This window comes from Rossellomorea sp. NS-SX7, from assembly GCF_052828565.1.
The window spans coordinates 917868-943566 of sequence record NZ_CM128249.1; the positions used below are offsets into that span (position 1 = coordinate 917868).

Genomic DNA, 25699 nt, shown 5'->3' on the forward strand with positions numbered 1-25699 from the left:
ATATGATTCTAAAGATGATAGTCAAAGACAGAGGTGAACCATTATGGGGAAAACGATTGGATTTATTGGATGCGGAAATATGGCACAGGCCATTTTAGGCGGAATACTGAAGGCAGGGATTGTGGATAAACATGCAGTCATGACCAGCGCAAAATCAGAAGCAACACGAAAGAAAGTGGCAGAAGAATTTCATGTTGAATGTACAAGCGATAACTTGGCTGTTGCCGCATTCTCGGATATTCTGTTCCTTTCCATTAAACCGGATCAGTATAAACAGATCATTTCAGAAGTGAAAGATAGAGTGAAAGAAGATGTGATTGTCGTGACGATTGCTGCCGGAATCACGCTGGAATGGATGGAAGCTCAATTTGGTAAAAGGATAAAGCTCGTCCGCACGATGCCGAATACACCTTCATTGGTGGGGGAAGGCATGACGGCGTACTGTGTCAATCAACACTTAACAGATGAGGAATTGGAAGAGGCTTCAGTCATCCTCGGCAGCTTCGGTAAAGCACAACAGGTGGAAGAAAGCCTGATGGATGCGATCCCTGCAGTGAGCGGGTCTTCTCCTGCCTATGTGTTCATGTTCATTGAAGCACTCGCAGACGGAGCTGTGCTTCAGGGGGTACCAAGAAACCAGGCTTATGAAATGGCGGCTCAAGCTGTACTGGGTGCCGCCAAAATGGTACTCGACACAGGTAAGCACCCAGGAGAACTGAAAGACGCTGTCTGCTCTCCGGGAGGTGCCACCATCGAAGCAGTGGCAGCGCTTGAAAAAAATGGATTTAAAGGTACCATCTTAACGGCCATGGAAGCCTGCGGGAGAAAAACGAAATCATTGGGAAAATAAAACATATTAAAGGCCTGTCACTTCATCGCTTTAAACCGATGAGGGACGGGCCTTTTTGTGAATAGAAAGGTTAAGTTCTACCTTGGGAATTGTCCAGCTCCGGCGGCTAGCCCCTCGAGGTCATAAGCTAAATGGGCCAAGAAGGCAAAAAGCGCCTTCCCGTCCCATTCATCTTATGCTTGTCGGGGCTGAACGAGCCGCCTCCGCTTTCTTATTTCGTTCGGAATTCCGCTGTGAGTGAAGCCGTTACGCCGATTTGTCCGGGCTGAAGGGTTGTGCTCTCTTCGGCTGCTTTGACAAAGGCAGTCGGAGCATACGGTATCACAGCAGTACCGGAATGTTCAGTAATGGATTTGGGATACGGGTTCAATTGCTGACCGGATTGATTAGAAAGGGTGAGAGCTTTTTCATATGAATTTTGATAAGCAGCAGCAAGGGCCTGTTGGTAGGTCTTTGCAGGGTCGGAATTGACAAATTGAATATTCTCGACACGATTTGCTCCGCTCTTTACGGCATCATCAATGATTTTTCCCAGAGAGTCAATGTCGTTCACAGTAACCCGGAAAACATGCCTTACCTCATAACCGGTAAAGACCTGCTTTCCGTCTTCATAATTATATTGAGGAAAGATTTGATAAGTGGACGTTTGGATGTCCTTTTTCGGAATATCATTCTTCATCAGTGATTGCACAACTTTGTTTGAAATCTGGCGGTTCTGACTCTGGGCTTCTTCAAGATCTTCATTCTTTGTAACGACGCCAATAGACACAATTGCCTGATCCGGATCTACGTAGAGTGTTTGTTCCCCGGTAACCTTGATCGTTCCGCTCCGGACTTCTGTTGTTCGAATATATGATGGGTACGAATACATATTCATCGCCTATACACATGTAAAGGATCGGATCTTATCTAAATCAATGCCGAAATATACCCATCTCCAGCCGATCCATCTCCAGCCGGCAATCGAACGGCGGCCAATGAATGTTGGATAGAACCAAAACGAATCCCTTCTCAGCCAAATATAAGTGTAACGGAACATGCAGCGTCTGATGGCACCAGGGTCTACTGCGAAGGTGCTCGGTCCCCCCGGTCCAGCTTGCATGGGTGCCATTTGAGGTGTATAGTTCGGCGGCGGCCCAGGCGGCTGCTGACTACCGGAGCCTTGCTGCCCTCCAGGAGGAGGCGAGCTTGGCGGCCCTCCGCCTGGTCCTCCGCCTGGAAAACCTCCTCCAGGGAATAATTGTCTCTCATCGTACATAGAAGAACCTCCTCATAAACGAATTCTCAATAGTTTATGAGGAGGCTGCAATGGCGTGCGTGTCTATTCAATTCTCAAGTACAATCTCACAGGTTATTCCTCGAATGCTGTATCCATTATCCCTTTTAACGTCGCGGCAGAATGGTTGAATTGACCTTGTTCTTTCTCATTTAGAGGAAGCTCCACCACTTGGCGGATCCCTTCACGGTTAATGATTGCAGGAACCCCGATATAAATATCATTCTGTCCATATTCCCCTTCAAGCATTGAAGAAACGGTCAAAATACTGTTTTCATTGTTGAAAATCGCTTTCGTGATCCGGGCAAGCCCCATGGCGATCCCATAGTAGGTAGCTCCTTTCCGTTCAATGATCTGATAAGCAGCATCCCTTACATTGATAAAGATTTCATCCAGTTTGTCCTGTACCTCTTCTTTGTTCATATCAACTAATTCACTTAAGTGACTGGCTCCGATGGTCGTATGGCTCCATACAGGGAATTCTGTATCACCGTGCTCACCCATGATATAGGCATGAATGTTACGGGTATCAATGTCAAAATGCTCCCCGACCAAATAGCGCAGTCTTGCTGTATCCAAAATAGTACCTGATCCGATGACTCTTTCTTTCGGTAATCCGGAGAATTTCCATGTTGCATACGTCAAAATATCCACAGGGTTGGTAGCGACAAGAAATATGCCGTTAAATCCGCTGGCCATGACTTGTTCGACAATGCTCTTGAAGATTTTAATGTTTTTACCTACCAAATCGAGACGGGTTTCACCAGGCTTTTGATTCGCCCCGGCAGTGATCACCACGATATCAGCGTCCTGACAATCACCGTAGTCCCCGGCGTGAATTTTCATCGGAGAAGCAAATGCCAGACCATGATTGAGGTCGCGTGCATCTCCATCTGCTTTTTCTTTATTCATATCAATTAATACCAGTTCATGGGCAATTCCCTGATTTAAAAGGGAAAAGGCATAGCTAGAGCCTACAAATCCAGTTCCGATTAGCGCCACTTTATTTGTGCATTTGATTGTCATTCTTCATCACACACCTAACTTTAAGGAAGTTTTCATTGTACCCTTGGGGTATACTTTATATTGTGAATCAATTCACAAACTAATCATAACATGAATGCCTGGCTTATTCTACTTCTGAGCATATAAAAAAATACCTAAACAACGTAAAAATTTTATACTTTCACATGATTGTCATAAAATGCCGCTTTTATATAATAAAACTCTTTTTTCCTTTAATGCATTCCATTATTAAAATCCCGTCCCTCAACGCATTTAGGCCGGTCCGTAGATTTGCCTGAAGGATTTTTGCTGGGGTTCAGTGAACTATTATATAGAGGGAAGAGGTGTGAGAGATGGAATTCAGGAATGGAGATATAGGGATTCAGCCCATTAAAGAGGAAGATAAATATGTGGTAACAAAGTGGCTGTCTGACCCGAAGGTGCTTCAATACTATGAGGGAAGGGACTGTCCTTTTACACTCCAAATGGTAGAAGAAAAATTTCTCAAACCAAGTGATGGGGTTATCAGGTGCATCATCACTTATAAAGGCAAGGGAATCGGGTATCTTCAATATTATCCCATTGATGAAGAAGAGAGAAATAAATACGGATACGGTCCTTCCGATGAGGTGATTTACGGAACCGATCAGTTTATAGGTGAGCCTGACTATTGGAATCAAGGACTCGGGACCAGCATCATCAATTCTGTGAAGGGATATCTTATCGACACAGCCGGTGTTGACCGCCTTGTCATGGACCCCATGATATGGAATGAGAGAGCCATAAAGTGCTATGAAAAATGCGGATACAAAAAAATAAAACGCCTGCCTAAAAATGAAAAACATGAGGGAGTCTGGCATGATGCCTGGCTGGTTGAGTATAGACCTGAGCAGAGGAAAAGTCAGCCTGGATTACTTGAGGAGAGAATTGAAGAAGGGGTTAACCTGAGAAAAAAAGGAGATATCCAGGCTTCTATTGATCTCTTTAAAAAGATGATAGAAGAAGACCCTCTTAATGGCCATCTACATTATCAATCTGCATGGAGTCATGATGCACTCGGAAAAGAATCGGAAGCCATCCCATATTATAAAAAAGCTTTAGAACTCGGACTAAATGAGAGTGACCTTCAAGGTGCCTATGTAGGGCTTGGCAGCACATTCCGTACGTTGGGACAATATGAAAATGCCAAAAAGATTCTAAATGAAGGGATGGAAAGGTTCCCTGAGAATAATGCATTAAAACTCTTTTACAGTATGACATTACATAATGTTAAAGAGCATAGTGAGGCTATGGAAATCCTTCTTAATCTCTTGGCAGAAACATCTAGTGACCATACGATTCAGTCCTATCACAAAGCTATAAAATTTTATGCTGGTCAGTTAGATATGATTTGGGATTAGTGAGATCTTTTTTAATGCTTATAAGTAAATAAATTATACAAGTTTTTAAGAAAAGAAGTGAATGAATTGAAAACCAACATTTATTTTGTGAGGCATGCACATTCAGTGTATACCCCTGAAGAGTTGAAGAGGCCGCTATCAGAAAAGGGCACACGCGATGCAGAACGTGTGAGATCCCTCTTAAAAGATAAGAACATCCACGCTGTATGCTCAAGCCCATATAAAAGAGCGATTGAGACGGTAGAAGGAATTGCCTCACACTACGATAAAGAAATTGAAATCTATGAAGAGATGAAGGAAAGACAGCTCTCGGGGGAACCAGTCGAAGACTTCTCCCATGCGATAAAGAAAGTATGGACTGAGCCTGAATTTTCTTTCGATGGAGGCGAATCGAATAAGGAAGCGCAGAATAGGGGGATTCGGAGCTTTCTACGTATCTTAGAAAAATACGAAGGTAAAAATGTAGCCATCGGGACTCACGGAAATATCATGGTCCTGATCATGAATCATTTTGATGAACGCTATGGCTTTGATTTTTGGAAAAAGCTTGAGATGCCGGATATTTATAAAATGACCTTTGAAGGGAAATCGCTGACTGGAGTTGAGAGGGTATGGGAGTGAGCAGCTCCCGATTGGAAGATTATGAATCGAATATATAAAAAAAATCGCCCGGAATCATTCCGGGCGATTTTTTTAATGAGGCAGAAATGCCAGCTGATAGAAGAATAATACTGCAAAGATGTAGACAAGAGGATGTACCTGCTTCCATTGTCCTTTGACTACTTTTAATAGCGGATAAGAGATGAATCCAAGTGCAATTCCTGTTGCGATGCTTGATGTCAGAGGCATGCTCAGGATGATCAGGAATGCAGGGAACGCTTCATCCAGTTCATCCCATTTAATATGGGAGATGCTGCCCATCATCAAGCTGCCGACAATGATCAGGGCAGGGGCCGTGATTGCTGAAATCCCTGAAACTGCACTGACCAGAGGACCGAAAAAGGCGGCTGAAATAAATAGAATCGACACGGTCAAAGTCGTTAATCCTGTTCTGCCTCCTGCAGACACACCAGCAGAGGACTCGATGTAGGCGGATGTAGGGCTTGTACCGAACATTGCCCCGATTGTCGTCGCAACGGAGTCTGCCAAAAGTGCTTCACGTGCTCTCGGCATTTTGTTGCCTTTCATCAATCCTGCCTGCTGTGCAACACCGATCATCGTACCGGTCGTATCAAAAATCGTCACGAGCAAAAAGGAGAATACGACGGCATAGAGTCCGTATTGAACTACATCTGCAAATGCGGTAATCGGATTGCTGATGATGATGCCTTCCGGTAGATGAGGGATGGCAAAGATCCCTTTATCAAAAGACAGCTCCCCTGTAAAATAAGCAATCAGTGCCGTCACGATCATTCCGATGAATAGTGCCCCATGGACATTCATCACCATAAGAACAAGCGTCACTGCCAATCCGGTAAGGGCAAGAAGTGCAGAAGGTGAATGAAGATCCCCGAGCTTTACCAAATTGGTCGGGTGGGCTTCAATCAAACCGGTCAAACGTAATCCGATGAATGCGATGAACAGACCGATTCCTGCCGTGATCCCGTGTTTTAAATTTTGCGGAATCGCTTCAATCAATTTTGCACGGAATGGTGTAAGAGAAAGAATGACAAATATGATTCCTGCTACAAAGACAGCAGAAAATGCCACAACATATGAGATATCTTCATTCGCTCCGACGACAGAATAGGTAAAATACGCATTCAAACCCATACCTGGAGCGATTGCAATTGGATAGTTTGCGAATAATGCCATCCATAATGTACCCACAACGGCTGATATAATCGTTGCCATGAATACCTGGTCAAACGGAACACCTGCATCCGCTAAAATAATCGGGTTGACGATCACGATATAAACCATCGTCAGGAACGTTGTCAAACCAGCCAGTATTTCAGTTTTCGGAGTAGTGCCGTTTTCTTTCAATTTAAACATTGTTATACCTCCATAAAAAACGAACATTAAAAACACACAAATAATATATTATTCGGTATTAAGGTGGAATTCAATAGGTAATCCAAAAAAATTATAAAAAATAATTTTGAAACCCCTTCCAAATGATGTGCTTTTTCGTTAAGATGTTATCAATTATAGAGAATATATTTAAGGGAAAGGAGCGGTACTAACGTGTATTTACAGCTGAAAGACAAATCGATCTCCGAGCAGATTGAACTCATCACACGATCTTTAGTCGCTCTTAAAAGTTATAATGGTACAGACGGTGAAAGCCGAAAAGCGCAATATATATATGAAATCATCCGGTCATTTCCTTACTTTCAAAAACATCCCGATAAAGTGTGGTTGCAGGAAGTCCCAAATGACGTGATCGGCCGTCAGAATGTCTTTGCTCTTCTTGACGGTGAAACATCAAAAACATTATTGTTTCATGCCCATTACGATACGGTAGGCACAGATGATTACGGTGCCCTGCAGGAAATGGCACATGACCCTGATTTTCTTCAGAAATTCTTCATGGACTATGAAGGTGAAGAGAAAGTAAGAGAAGATGCCCTGTCAGGGAATTGGCTATTTGGCAGGGGATCCCTCGATATGCAAAGCGGAATTGCCGTTCACCTTGCAAATCTGCTTCATTTTTCCGAACAAAGCAAGGCTCCGGAAGGGAATCTTTTGTTTTTATTCAATGGAGATGAAGAAAGTGAACACGCGGGGCTGATTGCAGCTTTAACAGAGCTTGACCGCTTGAAGCGCGGAGGATTGGACTACTTGGCGGCCATCAATACCGATTTTATTTCCCCCATTTATGACGGGGACTGTAAGAGATATATTTATACAGGAGCAGCCGGTAAATTTCTTCCCGGGTTTTATATTTATGGGAGGGAAGCACATGTAGGTGACGTATTGACGTCCATCGACCCGACCGCGATCGCTTCTAAAATCAATTTGGAGATCAATCAGAATCTTGACTTTGTGGAAAATATACCAGGTGAATTCACTCTACCTCCGTCATGCCTTTATTTTAAAGACGATAAGACAGCGTATAATGTACAGACACCGCTCTCCACGTCAATTTATTTTAACTATTTTGTTTATGAAAAGACGGCCCGCGATGTGTTATACGTAATGAAGAAGGCCGCCATGAAGGCGGTGGCACAGCTCGAGGAACGAAGTAAACAGCAGTATGAAAGCTACCGTGATTATCACGGTTTTCCTGAGCGGGAATTGTCGTGGCAGGTTGATGTCCTCACATTAAGGGAATATATCTTCTGGCTGAAAGAAAGGGGACTGGATCCGGAGCCTGTCATGGAAAAAGTGCTACGTGATCATGAGGGTGAGGACAGACGCACTGTTTCCTATAAAATGGTAGAAGCCCTTCAGCATCTCGACCCTGATCGAACGCCAAGAGTCATCATTTTCTTCGCACCTCCGTTTCTGCCTCATAACTATTTAAACGAAGAGAATGAATACGGAAAGAAAGTAAAGGAAGTGCTTAACAGCTGTCTGAATGAAATTTCCGAGGAAACAGGAGAAGAGTTCGTTACAAAGCGCTTTTTTCCATATCTCGCAGACGGAAGCTTTCTGTCACTTCATGAAGAAGATGAAGACATCGAAGTGATCAAAAAGAATCTCCCGATGATTGACGACCTTTACCCGGTACCGATTGACACGATCCGGAAGCTCAATATTCCTTCCATTAATATCGGTGTTTACGGAAAAGACGGTCACCAGTGGACGGAACGAGTATATAAACCCTATACATTTTCAGTACTGCCGGAAATCATTCAACGGGTCACAAAGGATTTATTGAACATTTAATGCTTCATTCAAATCAAAAGCCACATCGCTGAAAACGATGTGGCTTTCTATTATTCCGCCCAATCAATTAAATTGCGGATATCTAGTCGGTCTGTTTTTCGTGCTTCCTTAAGAGGTTTACCGATGGTGATCAGCATGATCGGCAGGTAACGGCCGGAAATATTGAATTCTGAAATCAGGGCTGACGGATTGAAGCCACCGATCGGACAAGTGTCCCAGCCTTTCGCTTTGGCTGCCAGCATTAACTGCATGGCTGCGAGCGAAGCGTTGCTGAATGCGGCATCCCTTGGGTATTGGTCTCGGCTGTAGGCCCCTTTGATCTGTTTTGAAAGGATTTCTTTTAATTCCGGTGTCATTTCACCTTTTTCGACTGAAGGATCGAGTACAGGGTCGATATTTTTATCTGCCTCAAGATCTCCCAGTACGGCAACGACTGCAGATGCATCTACGACTTGCTGCTGATTATATGCAATCGGAAGCAGGCGCTCCTGAACTTCTTTTTGGTCAAACACAAGAAAATTCCAATGCTGCAGATTCCATGCAGAAGGTGCTTTCCCTGCAATTTCAAGAATTTCTACCAATTCTTCACGCGGGATCTCCACCTCTGGATTGTATACTTTCGTTGAGCGGCGTTCCTCTGCCACTTGAAAGAAGTTTGTCATGATTATGCCTCCTTGATGTGAAAATAGTGCTATAATATAGGGTATATCTGGATGTCACTTACTTTTTGTAAGTAGTTTATAACATGACCACTATAACGGACGTATTTTTTTGCGTCAAGCAATCAGACTTAAAGGAAGTGTGTTCCATCATGAATTCAACCATATGTCCTAAATACGAAGCAGCTTTTTCTCTATTGGGAAAACGCTGGGTCGGAGTGATTATAAGAGTATTATTTGACGGAAGCTGCCGTTTTAAAGATATAAATGATCAAATACCGAATCTCAGTCAAAAAGTTCTGGCAGACAGGCTGAAAGAACTGGAAGGGTGCGGACTTGTCCAGCGGGAGTGTGTGGAAGAGAAGCCGTTGAAAATCACATACACGCTGACACAAAAAGGAAGAGATCTTCAACCGGTTCTTGAGGCGGTACATGTATGGGCGGAAAAATGGATGAATCCACCTGGACACGAATAAAAAACCGCTTCCCCGCCTGGAGGAAGCAGCTTATTAGTATTACATATGTCTCTTAAACAGTGAATCGAAAGGATCATCAACATCTGTTGCAGTGAAAAAATCAATGGGCTCCAATGCAAGATAACTGCCTCCGACAATGATGATACAAAGAATCGGGAGATATAAAATGCCCAGCATACCGCATCCTCCTTGCCTTTTATTTTTTTAATGCGTTAACCTTATCTTGACAATAAACTGTGAAACGCGTTTCAGAGCAAGCATTTTGCAGAAAAAAACATCCATAAAAAAGGGGGGGGCTATCATGACAAATATCCGTAAAATAGCCCAGCTGGCCGGTGTATCGGTTTCAACCGTTTCAAGGGTATTGAATGATCACCCTTATGTTATAGAAGAAAAAAGACGGAAAGTAATGGACGCCGTCAAAGAATTGAAATACATCAAAAATGCAAATGCCGTTCATTTATCCAAGGGGAAAACGTATTGCATAGGCGTGGTACTTCCCTTTCTAAACCTTCCTTACTTTGGTGAAGTGCTGCAGGGCATCGCCGCAGAAGCTTTGAAACATGGGTACCATCTGCAGATTTTTCAGACTGATTATGAAAAAGAGGCAGAACTTGATGCCTTTCACCGTCTTCAGATGAAAGAGGTAGATGGCCTTATCATCACATCAAGGGCGAACTCCCTCGAAACGCTGCATCCTATAATGGAGGGGCTGAATGTCGTTTTCTGTGAAAACCTTCAGGGTGTGGAGAAAAAAGTGTTCATCAACCATTATGAAGCGATTCGTACCGGAATCGATCATCTGTATTCCAAAGGCCATACCGACATTGGGTTATGTATTCACCGCACTTTCGGTACCAATAGTGAGGAGCGGGTCCGTGGATTCTATGATGGGGCCGAAGCGGCCGGTTATGATGTCCGTGAAGACTGGATTTTCAACAACTGTATCGACCTAAAGGATGGCAGGGAAGTCGCAGGGCAATGGGAGGCTATGAATGAGAAGCCTTCTGCCCTTATCGTCACAAGTGATCAAGTTTCGGCAGGAATTGTATCTCAAGCAGGGAGGAAGGGCATTGCCATTCCTGATGAACTCGCAATCTTAAGTTTTGATAATCATCCGATATCTGATGTTTTTGATATTACTTCATTTGAGGTACCCATCAGACAGCTGGGTGAGGAGGCATTTAAGCTGTTCTTAAAGGATGACCCATCTTCCCCGGTCATTCTTGAAACCACTTTGCACGAGCGGAAAACGGTGTAATACGTGTTGGAAGCTCAATTCAGGGTAAAATGATAGTACACTGGGTGAAGGGTACATCACAGGGAGGCGAATCATTATGCTTGGTAATAAAGAAGAAAAAATCCTGGTCATCGTCATGTTTGTTGTTGCCTTATTCCTTCTTTTTGCGATTGTAAGAAAATATATCATGTAGAATATGATAAGCAGATCCGGAAACGGGTCGGCTTTTTTTCTTTGTAGGGGAGCGCCATCGAAGTCAGGGGCCTGCGCGGGAAGGGCAGAACCTTGCTGCTGATCATGAATCAGAATGGACTCCCTGGATTCTCTTTTTCGGCAGAGTCGAGCTAACTTAATAAACATAAGATTGTCCTCATACCTTGCTTGTTCCTGCCATATGATTTAATAATGAAACGGCAGGTGAAGGGATGATGTGGAGAGAATTTAAGCAGTTCATTTCCAGGGGGAATGTATTTGATCTTGCCATTGCAGTGATGATCGGGGCAGCATTTGGGAAGATTGTAGAATCTCTCGTTCAAGATATCATGATACCCATAGTGGGCATAGTATTCGGTGGCATAAATTTTGAAGGACTGACCTTGAAAGTGAAAGCTGAGGTGATTGAAATAGGAAAGTTCATTCAGACGACAGTCGATTTTCTCCTGGTTGCTGCAAGTATATTTTTTATGATCAAGCTCTTCAACCGCTTAAGGGGAGGAGAGGAGCAATATAAAGTCAAACAGACGACCAATCTCGAAGTCCTTCAGGAAATAAGGGACCTGTTGAAGGAGGAAAGAAGTGAGCCCATTCAGCTGAATGGTCCTTCCCAGCAAAGCCCTTCCAAAAGCGGCTTGAAAATACACATTAAAAATAAACGGAATGTGAAATGAACACTCCATTTTGACTGTAATCCTACTTTTATAGTAGGATTACTTTGTATTCTCTTATTCTTTTTGAATTTTATTAAAATGGGGTAATCATGATGAAAAAAATTTATGTCATACATGAAAACAGTGAATGGACCGATCATTTGACGGCTCGTTTGAATGAACTGGGGCTGCCGTACGAAGAATGGTTTCTCGATCAAGGCGTTGTCGATTTGACAGAAATCCCTCCAGACGGCGTATTCTATAATAGAATCAGCGCGTCATCACATACAAGGGATCATCGCTATGCACCGGAATTGACAGAAAGTGTCCTATCCTGGCTTGAGCGTCATGATCGAAAGGTATTAAATGGTACTCGTGCTCTCCGGCTGGAAGTCAGCAAAGTGAATCAATATATGGCTTTGAATGCGGCCGGCATCAAAACCCCAAAGACCATTGCTGCTGTTGGGAAAAAGCAAATTGTTGAAGCTGCAGAAAAACTGGGAAAGACATCGTTTATCACTAAACATAACCGTGCCGGTAAAGGGTTGGGCGTACAATTATTCCATTCAGTCGAAGCATTGAAGGACTATGTTTACAGTGATTCCTTTGAGGAACCATTGGACGGTACAACGTTAATACAGGAATATATCCAGTCACCCGATTCTTCCATCATCCGTTGTGAATTCATCGGTGGACAGTTTCTATATGCTGTCCGAGTGGATACATCCGAAGGCTTTGAACTATGTCCTGCCGATGCCTGTCAGATTGATGACTTATTCTGTCCGGTCGGCGAAGAGGAAAAGGCACCCAAGTTTCAAGTAATCGATGGTTTCGAAGATGGAATCATTTCTGACTATCGGACCTTCCTCATCGAGAACAAAATCGATGTCGCCGGCATTGAATTTATCAAGGATGCAGAAGGAACGATCTACACGTATGACGTGAATACCAATACGAACTACAACAAAGATGCCGAGGAAGCTGCCGGTAAGTATGGCATGCTGGAGCTTGCAAAGTATTTGGGTAGTGAATTGGAAAAACTGTGATCATGAGATAGTATGGGAGCCCCTCTTGGATGGAGGGGTTTTTTGTTTGTTCGGGATTCTGTCTTTTGTGGAATTGTTTTCCAGTTGACGGAATTAATTTGAAAATCGAAAGAATAAGGGGCGGAACTCGAAGAATATTGGTTGAAATCGAAAGAATAATGGTAAAAACTAAAAGATTATTGGCCAAAACTCGAAGATTCAGGCGTCGTAACCAAAATTGCCACCTATTCCGGCCCATTCATCTTATGCTTGTCGCCTCTGAACAAGCCGCATCCGCATCTCTAGTGTCCAGCTGCGGGGCTTAGAGGCACATGTCATAAGCCAAACCGGCCAAGAACGCAAAGAACGCCTTCATGGACGGTTCGTCTTATGCCACCCGCCTCTGAGCAAAGCCCTTCCGCTTTTCTTGTTGAACTTTTACCAATTATCTGATAATATATATTTCTGCTCCCAAACGCCTACATAATTTTTACAGATTTCGATGTGTCTCATTTAACGTGTTAGACCGCACGGGCGTCGTTACCCCGTCGGTGTGATTAAGACGTTTTTTTCTCCATTGCGGCAACCACACTTGAAAGGAGAAAGCTATGACGAAGGAATCAGCATTGCACCCCGATTTTTCAAATGAATCAGAGCGCCTGGAATTCACAAAGAGGTATATTGATGTGGTGATTGAAACATCACAGTCAAGCAAAGAGAAGTACAAAGAGAATATGGAAAAAGCCTTTGGCGATGTCGACTGGGGAGAATCCAGTGCGGCCTATATCGATATTCTCACTAACTCGAGCTTTTTCGAGATGTCTAAAGAAGAATTGGAATCCCTCCTGAAAGCGAAGAATAAGCCGTATTTTGCCCGGATTGATTTTAAGAATCAGGGTTCGGACAGAACAGAAAAACATTACATCGGGAAGACTTCTTTGTATCAACGTGAAAACCAGGAGCAAATCATTGTTGACTGGCGTTCCCCGATCGCGAATCTCTACTATGAAGGAAGGATTGGCGATGTCTCGTATGAGGCGGAGGGTGAAACGTATGAGGGTGACCTATCCTTAAAGCGTCAATATATGATTGAAGACGGTCTGCTTGAAGAAATCAGGGACATCGACTTGACGACCACAGACGAACTCCTCCAGGATTCTTTGGCAAAGAGTTCGAGCAATCGATTGACTGAAATCATTTCCACCATTCAAGAAGAACAGAATAGAATCATCCGGGCCGACCTGAACAAGCCGATTATCGTTCAGGGAGCGGCAGGAAGCGGAAAAACGACGATTGCGCTTCACAGGATTTCCTACTTTATTTATAACTACAAACAGCATTTTGATCCTAGGCAGCTGATGATCCTTGCACCGAGTAATCTGTTCATCGATTACATTTCGGAAGCATTGCCCGAGCTCGGAGTGGAAAGAGTGAGGCAGACGACTTTTTCCGATTATGTCATGACATGCCTGGAAAAGAAATTGAAGCTCGTTGAGGATGACAAACTGATCAGGCTGATTGAGCGAAATCATGATGTTGAGGTCAAAAAGGCTTCGTGGATCTCGGGATTCAAGGGATCAAAGACGTTCAGAAAGATCCTGGATCAGTATATTGAAGAAATTGAAAAAAGATTTTATCCATCTGAAGATTTCTATGTCGACAAATACAAACTATACTCCGCAAAGAGATTCACGTATCTTTTTAAAGAAGAATACACCTACATGCCGATCTACCGCCGTCTTGAAAAGCTGAAAACAATATTGCAGAGCTATGTGCGGACAAACAAGAAGCAAATGATCGAGAAGGTAGAAACTTTTTTTGACGGCAAAATCGAAAAAGCCCTCTATCAGCGTACTGGTGCCGGAAACCGTAAAGAATATATATCAAAAGCATTGGATAAGAAAGCTGAACGGCTTGAGGAAGTTAAGAAGGCTGTAAGGACAAGTGTCTCGCAATATATGAAACAGTTTGAAAAGAAAAACCTTGAACAGTACTATTCAGAGCTCTTTTCCGATCCGGAACGGCTTGTGAAGTATTCAAAAGGGGAACTGGACTTGATTCAGGCACAGGATCTTTGCTTTTATTCGTTGAACCTTTTGATGAAGAAGAAATACGAGGTGGAGGACCTGGCCGCGCTTCTTTACTTACAGACCCATCTATTTGGGATCGATAAGTTCTATAAAGCGAAAAACATCGTGATTGATGAAGCCCAGGATTACAGTTACATGCAGCTTTATGCGTTGAAAAGGGCCTTGGAAACAGACATGTTCACCCTGGTGGGGGATCTTGCCCAGGGAATCCATTCCTACAGGGGCCTTCAAGCATGGGATCCCGTTTTCAGGGAAGTATTTCCGAGGGCCACGTATACGGAGCTTCAAAAAAGCTATCGTACCACAATTGAAATCATGGAAGAGGCAAATAAGTTATTGAGCCTCCTGCCATATGAGTTTCCAAAGGTGAATCCGGTGGTAAGGCATGGCGAAGCGCCGGATTCACATACGTATACAGAGAATGAGGAGCTTGCCGGCATCATTGCGGAGAACGTTGCCCAAGGTAAAGAAGAAGGCTTTCAAACATTTGCGGTCATCGGAAAGAGCATGAAGGATTGTAAGATGATCTATAACATCCTGGAAGAACATATGCCTGGGAAAGTAAAGCTATTGGAAGAACAGGAGTCGATCCCGAAAGACAAGATCGTCGTTGTGCCTTCTTATCTATCGAAAGGATTAGAATTCGATGTGGTCATGATTACCGTCATCGACGAAGTGTTCAGCAGTGAAAACGAACTGGATATCAAGCTGCAATATGTTGCCATGACGCGTCCGCTGCACCAACTTTCCTTCATAGGAAAAGACCTGAGCCAATTCATAAACAGATAAGATGGTAGAACCCAAAGTCCGTTCATCGGTGCTTAAAGCATTGATGGGCGGGCTTTTTAAATTATAGGTAATTTGTCATGGTTTTGTAGTATAATGGTTTAGAAGAATTTGGTTGAAAATGACTTTGAGAGAAGGAGCTTGCTTTCTATGTTTTCTGCAATTCCAATCGTGCTGCTTACAGCATCTGCAGTGACCGTCTTGATTCTGATGGCCATAGTCTGGAAAATGGTTATGTATTATAAACAAAAGATAGCAAGTTTGGAGAAGATCTTTCAACTGGTGGAACGTTCTCAAGACATTATCTATCATTTTGAAATTAAACCGGATTTCGAATATAAATACTTAAGTCCTGCCATTGAAAAAGTATTAGGGACCAATTTAATAGAAGAAAGCAAGAAAAATCCTCTGATTGCATTTGATAGAATACACCCGGATGATTATAATATTCTGCTCAGAAAAATTTCCGGGAAGCTGGATTATACGAAGCCTGTGAGACAGCGATGGAAAAATGATGAAGGAACTTATATTTGCTTTGAGGAATTTGTAACACCTGTTTATGAAAATGGTGAATTGACCGCGGTCCAGGGAATCATCCGGAATGTGGACGATAAGGCTGCCCTCCAGAGGGAACTTGAATACAAGGCGACCCATGATTCGCTGACGGATGTATTCAACCGTGAATACTTTGAATCCCGTATGCAGAAGTATAACGACTGTGAAGATATTTCAGCAGGCTTGATCATCTGTGATCTTGATCATCTTAAAATGATAAATGATCGCCATGGCCATAAAATGGGGGATCGGTTAATTGTAGAGGCAGCAAGCATCCTTAAACAAGTGGCTGCTGAAAATACTTCTGTCTCAAGAATCGGCGGAGATGAGTTTGCCATACTGATCGAGTACTGTTCACCGGAATTCCTCGATGAACTGGTTCATTTTCTTCATTTCGAGATACATGGATATAATCAAAACAGCACCGAATTCAATATAAGCATGTCGATCGGCCCTGCTTATTGTGAATCATCTCTTGGCAGCATGGAAGAACTCTTTAAAAAAGCAGATCAGCAGATGTACCGTCAAAAACATCACCACAACAATGCCTGTCCCTCCATACGGTAAGTGAGGGACAGGCATTTTTTCTCAGAGAAGAGTGACCATGATCTCTGATAACTCACGTCTATCATACATGTAAAAAAAGAGAGTCGAGGAGATAAGCTGCAATCATAATATTCGCCTTATTGCTTATAGGTTTAGTAAAATATAGGAAGGAGGGATGCAATGTGTTAAAGAATTTACAAAGTAAAAAGACGTTACATAACGGTATAGAAATTCCTTACGTTGGACTCGGAGTCTTCCAAATGAAGGATCCCCGTGAAACGGTTGAAGCTGTCAAATCGGCTATCCAAGCAGGATACCTTTCAGTGGATACGGCAGCTGTTTATGAGAATGAAGAAAGCGTCGGACAAGGTGTAAGAGAAAGCGGTGCAAGAAGAGAGGATCTATTCATTACTTCAAAGGTATGGAATAGTGACCAAGGCTATGATACTACGTTGAAAGCATTCGAAACGAGCCTAAAGAAACTGGATATGGATTATATGGATCTTTATTTGATTCACTGGCCTGTTGAAGGGAAATACAAGGATACGTGGAAAGCCCTTGAAAGACTTTACAGTGAAGGCTTGGTAAAATCAATCGGAGTAAGCAATTTCCATCAGCATCATCTGGAAGACTTGATGAGCAGCAGTAATGAAAAACCGGTGATTAACCAAATCGAATGCCACCCCCGCCTGAACCAGGAGAAGCTTAGAGCTTTTTGTCAGGATGAACATATTGCAGTGGAAGCGTGGTCCCCGATCGCACAAGGAAGGGTTCTTGATGAGCCTGCATTAAAACAAATCGCTGAAAAGCATGGGAAATCTTCGGCTCAAGTCATCCTGCGCTGGCACCTGCAGAACGATGTCGTAATCATTCCAAAATCGGTACATTCAAACCGCATCAAAGAAAACGGTGATTTATTCAATTTCGAACTTTCCTCAAGTGAAATGAACCAAATCAACGACCTTAACCAGGACGAACGTTTCGGCCCGGACCCGGACAACTTCGACTTTTAATTTTAATGTAAAGGCCATTCCCTCGCTTCTTTAAACAGAGAGGGAATGGCCTGTCTTTTGGATTTATTATTATTGTTGACAGGAGGGGGAGAGTTGATATACAATTATCTCGAAATCGAAATAAATATTACTGAGATATTTTTTTGGTTCTATATCTCAATTTCAAGATATTCAATTGAAGGATAATTGCAATTGAGACGTTTTGTTTGGGATTTCACTGGGAACACAGTAAAGAGGAAGTTTTTAGTGTATGAAGAAGAACTTTACTATTCTAGCGCAAGGTCCAATAATGGATGATCAGGTGCTTGAGTAAGGAATGAAAGACGAAGGTTTATGCTGGCGGCACTGCCGGCATACTATTTTATGTGCATTACCCATTACTATACATTATTTGAAAAAAGGAGAGATTTACATTATGTCCAACGTAAAATTAGCAATCATGTACTACAGTTCTACAGGAACGAACTACCAAATGGCAAAGTGGGCGGAAGAAGCCGCGAAAGAAGCTGGAGCAGAAGTGAAATTACTTCGTTTTGAAGAAACGGCTCCTGAAGCAGCGATTTCCTCTAATCCAGCTTGGGAAAAACATTATAATGAAACGAAAGACAGTGTTCCGGTAGTCACTCTGGATGATTTGGAGTGGGCAGATGCATATCTTTTCAATGTACCGACTCGTTTCGGGAATGTTCCGTCCCAGGTGAAATCCTTCCTGGATACAACAGGCGGTCTCTGGTTCCAAGGTAAATTGGCTAACAAAGTCGTGAGCGCTACATCCTCTGCAAGTAACTCACATGGCGGTCAGGAGCAGACTGTTCTGGCACTCTACACTACTATGATGCACTGGGGTGCAATCATTGCTGCACCTGGCTACACGGATGAATCATCATTTGCTACCGGAGGAAACCCTTACGGTACAAGTGTAACGGTCGATCAGGAAGGAAATATGGTAGAAGGCGTTGAGCCTGCTGTTAAACATCAAACCCGCCGTACGATCCAGGTAGCGGAAGCGATCAAAAACGGATTGAAATAATCATGTATCGGAGTACCCGGCTGATGTGGTCAGGGTGCTCTTTTTTTACATTAAAAAGAAGCCGCTGCAAAAGCAGCGGCTCACATCAAAAAGTTCCTCTCGACAGACCAACATCATCCAAGCATTCAGCCTCGCACTCAATCCTCTCACCGCTCAAGGGGTGTGGAAAACTAATCCGTGAAGCGTGCAGAGCCTGGCGACTGACTACAGGTTTACCCCCGTATAAAGTATCCCCTGCCAATGGATGTCCGATATGACTCATGTGCACGCGGATCTGGTGGGTCCGCCCTGTATCCAGTACAACTTCGGTAAGAGTCATATTTTCTCTCACTTCTAATACGTTATAATGAGTGACTGCTTTCTGACCGGATGGAGAGACCCTTCTTCTTGTGTTGTGATGACGGTCGCGGCCAATCGGCTCGGAAATGGTCCCTTTCTTCTGCTTGAGCCTGCCCTGGAGAAGTGCCAGATATGTTCTTTTCACTTTACGTTCGATAAGCAGCCGATCAAGAATCGCTTTGCTTAACGGGTGTTTGGCGAAAATGACTGCTCCTGAAGTGTCGCGGTCGAGTCTGTGAATATGCATCACCCGGCAGCTTTCTCCCTTTGACTGAAAATGAAATGCAACCAGGTTCGCAAGTGTATCTGTATCACCCGGCTCGTTGGGATGGGTATCCATACCGGCAGGTTTATTTACGACAATCAGATGATCATCTTCATACAGGACATGCAATTCACCAAATGATGGAGGGACATCATAGTCCACTTCTTTGAAAAGGGTAATTTGGAGAAGGTCGCCGGGTGACAACGGCTTATCCCATGGCAACAGTTCTCCGTTTACTTTGATATCTTTTTCCATTCGCATCGAGTGAATAAGTTTCTTCGGGGCTTGCCAATGATTCTTAAGGATGTGATCTATCGTTACATTTTTCCAATTCTCTGGTATCACCACTTGGTAGAGTGAACCTTTTCTCATTGTTTTCATCAAAAAGCTCCTTTAAATGACAAAAATCTTATACGTTTATGGGTATTTAATCCCATTTAAGCACCTGTTTTACCAAATTCATGGGTATAATTACCACACTTGAGGCTTCTTATCTATGTTATTCTAAATGTATCTATTACAGAGAGATTACAACCATTACAAAGGTGGGTTATCAAGGTGAAGGTTTTACTTGCTGCAACACATGAACAGGATCATAAAATCCAGGAATTAATCAGTCATATGTATTGTACTATTTTCCCTGATTATTTCACAGACGAAGAAATAGAACAATTTGAAGATATGGAAATTTTACATACGACGAATAGAAACTTTGAATATTGCGGTACATTGAAAGAAGCGTTCCAAGTGATATCCAGTCTGCAGACGCTGATTTCAATCGTTGAATGCGGAGTAAGAGATGAGGTTTATGAGGATATGTTCTATCACAATGTTCAAATTCTTCAAGGATTTGGACTCTTCTTTCCACTGTCTTTTGATCAATTTACGGATGAATCGGAATGCAAACACACGCTAAGCGTCTATTCAAAGGCTGCCAATCAGCTGTTAATTTAGTGATTGTTTAGAAAATTAAAAGAATACGTTTATTTTTGATCCAGCGGGGAATATACCAAGTAATCAATTTTAATATTGAAGGTACAGCGTATCTTCTCTTGAAATTCCTCCTCATTGACAGGGGCTGACGAATTCGTCGGTCCCTCTTTTTTATGAAATAATAAAAGCCCGTTTCTCAATGCTTTATCGCACTGAGGAACAGGCTTTTAATATTTATTTTATTTCACATTTTCCTCAAAAAAGCTTCTGAATTCTTCTTCAGGCTGGCTTCCGACAACGCGGTCGACTTCTTTACCATCTTTGAAGTGGACAAGGGTAGGTGTGGCTTCGATTTGATAGTCAGTCCATCCCTGCTCAAATTCCAGTACATTGTATTGAACCATGTCTACTCCCATTTCTTCAGCAAGCGGTGCAAGAATCGGAGTCGTTTCTTTACAGTGAGGGCATGTTGAGCTGTAAAAATAGACCGTCACATCTTCTTTATCTGCCAGCTTTTTTTCAAGTTCTTCAGGAAGGATGACATTTTGATAATTTGGATCGTCCAACAAGGCTACAGTTGCAGGGTCCAAGTTATCCTTTTTAAACTTATTTCCTTCTGCTTTTTGACTGTTCTGCATGTTGGTTACAATGGCGATTGCGGCAAACAGTCCGATCACAACGGCTAAAAAGATAATGATTTTCTTCAACTTAATGGTCCTCCTTTATTGCTTTAAGCGTTAACAGGCTTGTAATGAAAATAATGATGAATCCTGATAGTGCAAGGAATGGAATCGTAATGAATCCCATCCAGTTTATGTACTCGCCTGTACACGGTACACGTCCGCATGACGGTGCGGCTTCAGATAAAAATGATAGTTTTTGCAGTGAATAATGATAAAGGGACACTGCAAGTCCGATACCGGACAGAATCAAAGAGTATAATGCCGCTTTAAAGTCTTTTCGTACATAGGCAACCCCTAAAAGGATGACCATGGGATACATCAGGATCCGCTGATACCAGCATAACTCGCATGGTTCATATTTCATCACTTCCGAAAAAAACAAGCTGCCCAGAGTAGCGATTAGTGAGGCTGCCCATCCAGTGAACAGGAGGGAATCTGCTTTTTTATTCATAATGAAATCCTTTCTTGACTTATTTTCTCTTACTATTATAAAGGTAAACCGTTCAAATCTGTTAAGAAAAGGTGATCGTTTTTCAACATTTTTTGTTCAGGCTATCATACCCCATTGCTATATAGTATATATTATTGCACTTTTGAGCAAATCATCTGCGCCTTCCCAGGGTTCAAAATGCTTCAAAAATGATTCTTTCTTTTGGTAAAATGATATAGATTACTAACCAAACTTTGTATCTATGCACTCATGAACTTCGTTTCACCAGTGCATGATAAGGGTATAACAACAGCGTATAGAGGAGTGATTTATATATGGCAGAAAAACTGGACTTATCTCAATTCGAGAAGAAAATGATCATACGTCCAATGGAACATAAGGACATCAAACATATAATCAGCATGCAAGAGGTCTGCTTTCCCGGCATGGAGCCGTGGAAGGTGGAACACCTGGAAAGTCATTTGGATGTATTCCCTGACGGCCAGCTGGTGGCAGAACTTGATGGCGATATTATCGGATCCTGCTCAAGTTTGATTATTAACTTTGACGAGTACGATGATCGACATACCTGGGATGATGTCACAGACAACGGATACATAACCAACCACAATCCGGACGGCTACAATCTTTATGGAATCGAAGTGATGGTCCACCCGGATTACCGCCGCATGAAAGTGGGGCATCGTCTGTATGAAGCCCGTAAAGATCTTGCACGTCAGTGGAATTTAAAGAGTATCATCATCGGGGGACGCATCCCGAATTATTATAAACATTCAGATGAAATGTCCCCGAGGGAATACGTGGATGCGGTAGGGCGCCACAAAATCTATGATCCTGTTCTGTCGTTCCAGTTACTGAACGGATTTACACTGATGCGTATCAATCCGAATTACCTGCCGGATGACAAAAGGTCGCAAAAATATGCAACATTGATGGAATGGAACAATGTTGATTATCGTCCTTCAAGCAAACGTCATTTCAAAACGAGTTATCCTGTCCGGATTTGCGTAGTGCAGTACATGATGCGCAAAATCAACTCGTTTGAAGAATTTGCGAATCAGGTTGAATATTTTACGGATGTAGCATCTGATGCGAAATCTGATTTTGTTGTGTTCCCGGAGATTTTCACAACTCAGCTGATGTCATTCCTGAACATCAAATCACCTAGCCTTGCAGTGAGGAAGCTGACTGACTTTACAGAAGAATACATTGAACTCTTCACAGACTTGGCTGTCCGTTACAACGTCAATATCATTGGGGGATCCCACTTTGTAAAGGAAGAGGATGATGAAATCTATAATATTGCCTATTTATTCCGCAGGGATGGAACCATCGAGAAGCAATATAAGATCCATATCACACCAAATGAACGAAAATGGTGGGGAATCAGTCCCGGCGATTCCGTGAGGGTATTTGATACAGACTGCGGAAAGATCGCCATTCAAATCTGTTACGATATCGAATTTCCTGAACTTGCCCGGATTGCAACAGACAAAGGTGCTAAAATCATCTTTACCCCATTCTGTACGGAAGACCGCCAAGGCTATCTGCGTGTCCGTTACTGTGCTCAGGCACGTGCGGTTGAAAACCAGATTTACACGGTTATTTCCGGAACTGTTGGAAACCTTCCTCAGACGGAGAATATGGATATCCAGTACGCTCAATCAGGAATCTTTGCCCCGTCCGACTTTGAATTTGCGCGCGATGGAATTGTCGGTGAAACCAACCCGAACATCGAGATGGTCATGATAGGGGATGTCGATCTGGAAGTACTGCGACGCCAGCGCCAGTCAGGGACGGTCCGCCAGCTTAAGGACCGCCGCCATGACGTATATGGAGTAAACTATAAGAAATAGACTCGAAACAAGATCCAAGGAGCAACTCTGTTCCTTGGATCTTGTTTTGTATTGGTGAAGGATAGCAGCATATTATGAATATTTCTTGAATCACTGAAAAACAATAAATTAATCACAAGGGTTAAGGAGGGTCTATGATGATCAACAAACTAATACTTTGGTTCATACTTATTGCCCCCTGGTTTTCATTGTTCTTTTTGAAAAAAGAAGATATTAAGCGATTTATTCCAGTTTCCCTGCTTGCATCGTTCCTCATGCTCGTTTATAACCTCGTTGCTGAAAATCAAAACCATTGGGTTATTAATGTTTCGATCATCCCATCCTTGGAACCTGCATTTGTATCTGGTGTTTTTGGCACATTTCCTGTCATCACTTTATGGATATTCCATTTTTCTTTCGGCCGTTTTTGGAGATATACAGTGATCAATGTGATAGCTGATTTTATGTTTGCTTTCTTTCCTATTCATTACTTATTGCAAAATGTGCTTGGGATATACGATCTCGTTACCATTACACCTTTCGAAAGGTTCATTCTATTTGTTACATTTGCCATGATTCTTTATGGTTTTCAGGCTTGGCTCGACAAAGGTGATGATTCTCTGTCCAGGTATCCCTCATAAAAACAAAACTACATAATACATCCCCTGCCAATCAAGAAATTATGCTAAAATAAGAACGGTTACATCTGTCGGAATGTGACGAAAAGGTTTTAAAAGGAATACGGGTAACTATGATAGAATTAATTATTATACAGCATTAGGAGGGGATCGTATTGAGTTGGCAAACAGCTTGGACAAAGTGGAATGATTATGTACATATCGATCGTGAAATAAACGATCATTTAGCTTCAATGAAGAATGATGAAAAAGCATTGGAAGACGCTTTCTATAAGAACCTCGAATTCGGAACTGGCGGAATGAGAGGGGAAATCGGTCCCGGAACCAATCGTATGAACATATACACGGTGCGCAAAGCATCGGAAGGTTTGGCCCGTTATATTGAGAAAGAAGGGGATGAAGCTAAAAGGAGAGGTGTGGCAATCGCTTATGATTCCCGCCATAAATCTCCGGAGTTTGCAATGGAAGCAGCGAAAACACTTGCGACTCATGGCATTCAAACCTATGTGTTTGATGAACTTGCCCCTACACCGGAGCTGTCCTTTGCACTCAGGTATTTAAACGCGTTCTCAGGTATTGTGGTGACAGCAAGTCATAACCCTCCTGAGTATAACGGATATAAAGTATACGGTGAAGACGGAGCCCAATTGCCTCCGCATATTGCAGACGCCGTGATCGATAAAGTAAACGAAGTGGAAAACGAACTTGAGATCGATGTGAAAACCGAAGAGGAATTGAAATCACAAGGGTTGATCAAGATGATTGGGGAAGAAATCCACCAATCCTATCTTGATCACCTGATTTCTATTTCAGAAACTCCTCAAATCAGCAAAGAAGTTGATTTAAAAATTGTATTCTCACCTTTACACGGAACGGCCCTTAAGATGGCTGAAAGAGGATTGGATGCACTGGGGTATGAACATGTTCATGTTGTTAAAGAACAAGCAAAACCAGATCCTGAGTTTTCGACTGTAAAATCTCCGAATCCAGAGGATAAAGAAGCTTTCGAACTGGCAATCCGTGACGGTAAAGAAATGGATGCCGATATCTTGATTGCTACAGATCCAGATGCCGACCGCTTAGGAGTCGCCGTTAAAGGACAAGACGGAGAGTATGTGCTTCTTACCGGAAATCAGACAGGTGCCGTGCTCATGAATTACATTCTTTCCCGGAAGCAGGAGAAAGACATGATCCCTGCTAACGGCCGTGTCTTCAAAACGATTGTTACCTCCGAGTTAGGAAGGAAAGTGGCTGAACATTATGGTGCATCGGTTGAAGACGTCCTGACAGGCTTCAAGTTCATCGGTGAAAAAATCAAGAAGTATGAAGAATCCGGAGAATTTACATTCCTGTTCGGATATGAGGAAAGCTACGGCTATCTGATCGGGGATTTTGCACGTGATAAAGATGCGGTACAAGCAGTTCTGATGGCTGCAGAAGCAGCGGCATATTACAAAAAGCAAGGCAAGACCCTGTATGATGTATTGAACGAATTATATGAGCGCCATGGCTACTATCAGGAAGGATTAAAGAGCCTGACTCTGAAAGGGAAAGAAGGGGCAGAGCAGATTCAGGGGATCCTTAAAAAGTTCAGGGATGAGCCTCTTGACGAAGTGGCAGGCTTGAAAGTCGTATCGGCCGAAGACTATAAATCAGGCAAAAAAGTGGAACTCTCCACAGGAGCGGAAACGGCCATCACACTTCCTGCTTCGAATGTATTGAAGTATTTCCTTGAAGATGGTTCATGGGTATGCCTTCGTCCATCGGGTACCGAGCCGAAAATCAAGTTCTACTTCAGCGTCATAGGTAAGACCCAGGAGGAAAGTGACAAGAAATTAGCTTCTCTGACTGAAGATTTAATGAACAAAGTAGAAAGCATCATCCAGTAAATGAATGGTCCGTCC

General features: G+C 42.8%; 25 protein-coding genes. 16 read left to right on the forward strand and 9 right to left on the reverse strand.

From position 1 onward, the window contains the following. Nucleotides 1-43 precede the first annotated feature (43 nt). Nucleotides 44-850 (forward strand): pyrroline-5-carboxylate reductase, encoded by an 807-nt coding sequence (gene proC, locus ACUXV2_RS04465; protein WP_446245848.1) that lies wholly within the window; start codon nt 44-46, stop codon nt 848-850. Between the two features lie 211 nt (nt 851-1061). Here proC and ACUXV2_RS04470 read toward each other — a convergent pair whose 3' ends face one another. The 3 genes from ACUXV2_RS04470 to ACUXV2_RS04480 all read right to left on the reverse strand — a co-directional run bounded on the left by ACUXV2_RS04470 (nt 1062) and on the right by ACUXV2_RS04480 (nt 3152). Continuing rightward, on the reverse strand, nt 1062-1727 hold the full coding sequence (locus ACUXV2_RS04470) for an SIMPL domain-containing protein (RefSeq protein ID WP_446245849.1): 666 nt from the start codon (nt 1725-1727) through the stop codon (nt 1062-1064). Between the two features lie 3 nt (nt 1728-1730). Then, nucleotides 1731-2108 carry a hypothetical protein gene (locus tag ACUXV2_RS04475; protein WP_446245850.1) on the reverse strand — a complete coding sequence of 126 codons (378 nt, stop codon included), beginning with the start codon at nt 2106-2108 and terminating at the stop codon, nt 1731-1733. 93 nt (nt 2109-2201) lie between these two features. Then, complete coding sequence (locus tag ACUXV2_RS04480; protein ID WP_446245851.1) at nt 2202-3152, reverse strand: L-lactate dehydrogenase; 951 nt, start codon at nt 3150-3152, stop codon at nt 2202-2204. 332 nt (nt 3153-3484) lie between these two features. On the opposite strand from ACUXV2_RS04480, the gene ACUXV2_RS04485 reads away from it, so the two are divergent. Together ACUXV2_RS04485 and ACUXV2_RS04490 are read left to right on the forward strand one after the other, a co-directional pair. Further along, nucleotides 3485-4531: a tetratricopeptide repeat protein gene (locus ACUXV2_RS04485; protein ID WP_446245852.1), complete on the forward strand. Its 1047-nt coding sequence runs from the start codon at nt 3485-3487 to the stop codon at nt 4529-4531. Between the two features lie 66 nt (nt 4532-4597). Further along, nucleotides 4598-5152, forward strand: coding sequence for a histidine phosphatase family protein (locus ACUXV2_RS04490; protein WP_446245853.1), 555 nt, complete (start codon nt 4598-4600; stop codon nt 5150-5152). A gap of 72 nt (nt 5153-5224) precedes the next feature. Here ACUXV2_RS04490 and ACUXV2_RS04495 read toward each other — a convergent pair whose 3' ends face one another. Next, on the reverse strand, nt 5225-6526 hold the full coding sequence (locus tag ACUXV2_RS04495) for an NCS2 family permease (protein WP_446245854.1): 1302 nt from the start codon (nt 6524-6526) through the stop codon (nt 5225-5227). A gap of 192 nt (nt 6527-6718) precedes the next feature. On the opposite strand from ACUXV2_RS04495, the gene ACUXV2_RS04500 reads away from it, so the two are divergent. Further along, nucleotides 6719-8365, forward strand: coding sequence for a M20/M25/M40 family metallo-hydrolase (locus ACUXV2_RS04500; RefSeq protein WP_446245855.1), 1647 nt, complete (start codon nt 6719-6721; stop codon nt 8363-8365). 50 nt (nt 8366-8415) lie between these two features. Here ACUXV2_RS04500 and ACUXV2_RS04505 read toward each other — a convergent pair whose 3' ends face one another. Then, complete coding sequence (locus tag ACUXV2_RS04505) at nt 8416-9027, reverse strand: nitroreductase family protein (RefSeq protein ID WP_446245856.1); 612 nt, start codon at nt 9025-9027, stop codon at nt 8416-8418. Between the two features lie 149 nt (nt 9028-9176). Between ACUXV2_RS04505 and ACUXV2_RS04510 the strand changes: the two genes are divergently transcribed. Beyond that, a complete protein-coding gene (locus tag ACUXV2_RS04510; RefSeq protein WP_446245857.1) occupies nt 9177-9500 on the forward strand; it encodes a winged helix-turn-helix transcriptional regulator in 324 nt (107 codons plus the stop codon). 39 nt (nt 9501-9539) lie between these two features. On the opposite strand, the gene ACUXV2_RS04515 is transcribed toward ACUXV2_RS04510, so the two are convergent. Further along, entirely contained in the window at nt 9540-9677 is a 138-nt protein-coding gene (locus ACUXV2_RS04515) for a hypothetical protein (RefSeq protein ID WP_446245858.1), read from the reverse strand. Between the two features lie 124 nt (nt 9678-9801). Between ACUXV2_RS04515 and ACUXV2_RS04520 the strand changes: the two genes are divergently transcribed. From ACUXV2_RS04520 to wrbA, 7 genes are all read left to right on the forward strand, one after another. After that, nucleotides 9802-10761, forward strand: coding sequence for a LacI family DNA-binding transcriptional regulator (locus ACUXV2_RS04520; RefSeq protein ID WP_446245859.1), 960 nt, complete (start codon nt 9802-9804; stop codon nt 10759-10761). 407 nt (nt 10762-11168) lie between these two features. After that, entirely contained in the window at nt 11169-11627 is a 459-nt protein-coding gene (gene mscL / locus ACUXV2_RS04525; RefSeq protein WP_446245860.1) for a large conductance mechanosensitive channel protein MscL, read from the forward strand. Nucleotides 11628-11719: 92 nt separating this feature from the next. Then, nucleotides 11720-12652 carry an ATP-grasp domain-containing protein gene (locus ACUXV2_RS04530; protein WP_446245861.1) on the forward strand — a complete coding sequence of 311 codons (933 nt, stop codon included), beginning with the start codon at nt 11720-11722 and terminating at the stop codon, nt 12650-12652. 587 nt (nt 12653-13239) lie between these two features. After that, nucleotides 13240-15510: an RNA polymerase recycling motor HelD gene (helD, locus tag ACUXV2_RS04535; protein WP_446245862.1), complete on the forward strand. Its 2271-nt coding sequence runs from the start codon at nt 13240-13242 to the stop codon at nt 15508-15510. A 147-nt stretch (nt 15511-15657) separates the two neighbouring features. Beyond that, on the forward strand, nt 15658-16629 hold the full coding sequence (locus ACUXV2_RS04540) for a sensor domain-containing diguanylate cyclase (RefSeq protein ID WP_446245863.1): 972 nt from the start codon (nt 15658-15660) through the stop codon (nt 16627-16629). Between the two features lie 161 nt (nt 16630-16790). Beyond that, nucleotides 16791-17621 carry an aldo/keto reductase gene (locus tag ACUXV2_RS04545; protein WP_446245864.1) on the forward strand — a complete coding sequence of 277 codons (831 nt, stop codon included), beginning with the start codon at nt 16791-16793 and terminating at the stop codon, nt 17619-17621. Between the two features lie 415 nt (nt 17622-18036). Then, on the forward strand, nt 18037-18651 hold the full coding sequence (wrbA, locus tag ACUXV2_RS04550; RefSeq protein WP_446245865.1) for an NAD(P)H:quinone oxidoreductase: 615 nt from the start codon (nt 18037-18039) through the stop codon (nt 18649-18651). A gap of 85 nt (nt 18652-18736) precedes the next feature. Here wrbA and ACUXV2_RS04555 read toward each other — a convergent pair whose 3' ends face one another. Next, nucleotides 18737-19636 (reverse strand): RluA family pseudouridine synthase, encoded by a 900-nt coding sequence (locus tag ACUXV2_RS04555; RefSeq protein WP_446245866.1) that lies wholly within the window; start codon nt 19634-19636, stop codon nt 18737-18739. Nucleotides 19637-19813: 177 nt separating this feature from the next. Here ACUXV2_RS04555 and ACUXV2_RS04560 point away from each other — a divergent pair, with 177 nt between their 5' ends. Continuing rightward, nucleotides 19814-20209 (forward strand): DUF5365 family protein, encoded by a 396-nt coding sequence (locus ACUXV2_RS04560; RefSeq protein ID WP_446245867.1) that lies wholly within the window; start codon nt 19814-19816, stop codon nt 20207-20209. Between the two features lie 218 nt (nt 20210-20427). Here ACUXV2_RS04560 and ACUXV2_RS04565 read toward each other — a convergent pair whose 3' ends face one another. Further along, entirely contained in the window at nt 20428-20895 is a 468-nt protein-coding gene (locus tag ACUXV2_RS04565) for a thioredoxin family protein (RefSeq protein WP_446245868.1), read from the reverse strand. Nucleotide 20896: 1 nt separating this feature from the next. Next, nucleotides 20897-21322, reverse strand: coding sequence for a disulfide oxidoreductase (locus tag ACUXV2_RS04570; RefSeq protein WP_446245869.1), 426 nt, complete (start codon nt 21320-21322; stop codon nt 20897-20899). Between the two features lie 314 nt (nt 21323-21636). Here ACUXV2_RS04570 and ACUXV2_RS04575 point away from each other — a divergent pair, with 314 nt between their 5' ends. From ACUXV2_RS04575 to ACUXV2_RS04585, 3 genes are all read left to right on the forward strand, one after another. After that, complete coding sequence (locus tag ACUXV2_RS04575) at nt 21637-23178, forward strand: bifunctional GNAT family N-acetyltransferase/carbon-nitrogen hydrolase family protein (protein ID WP_175988103.1); 1542 nt, start codon at nt 21637-21639, stop codon at nt 23176-23178. 137 nt (nt 23179-23315) lie between these two features. Then, complete coding sequence (locus tag ACUXV2_RS04580; RefSeq protein WP_446245870.1) at nt 23316-23798, forward strand: hypothetical protein; 483 nt, start codon at nt 23316-23318, stop codon at nt 23796-23798. 152 nt (nt 23799-23950) lie between these two features. Continuing rightward, a complete protein-coding gene (locus ACUXV2_RS04585; RefSeq protein WP_446245871.1) occupies nt 23951-25684 on the forward strand; it encodes a phospho-sugar mutase in 1734 nt (577 codons plus the stop codon). The last annotated feature ends 15 nt before the right edge of the window (nt 25685-25699 follow it).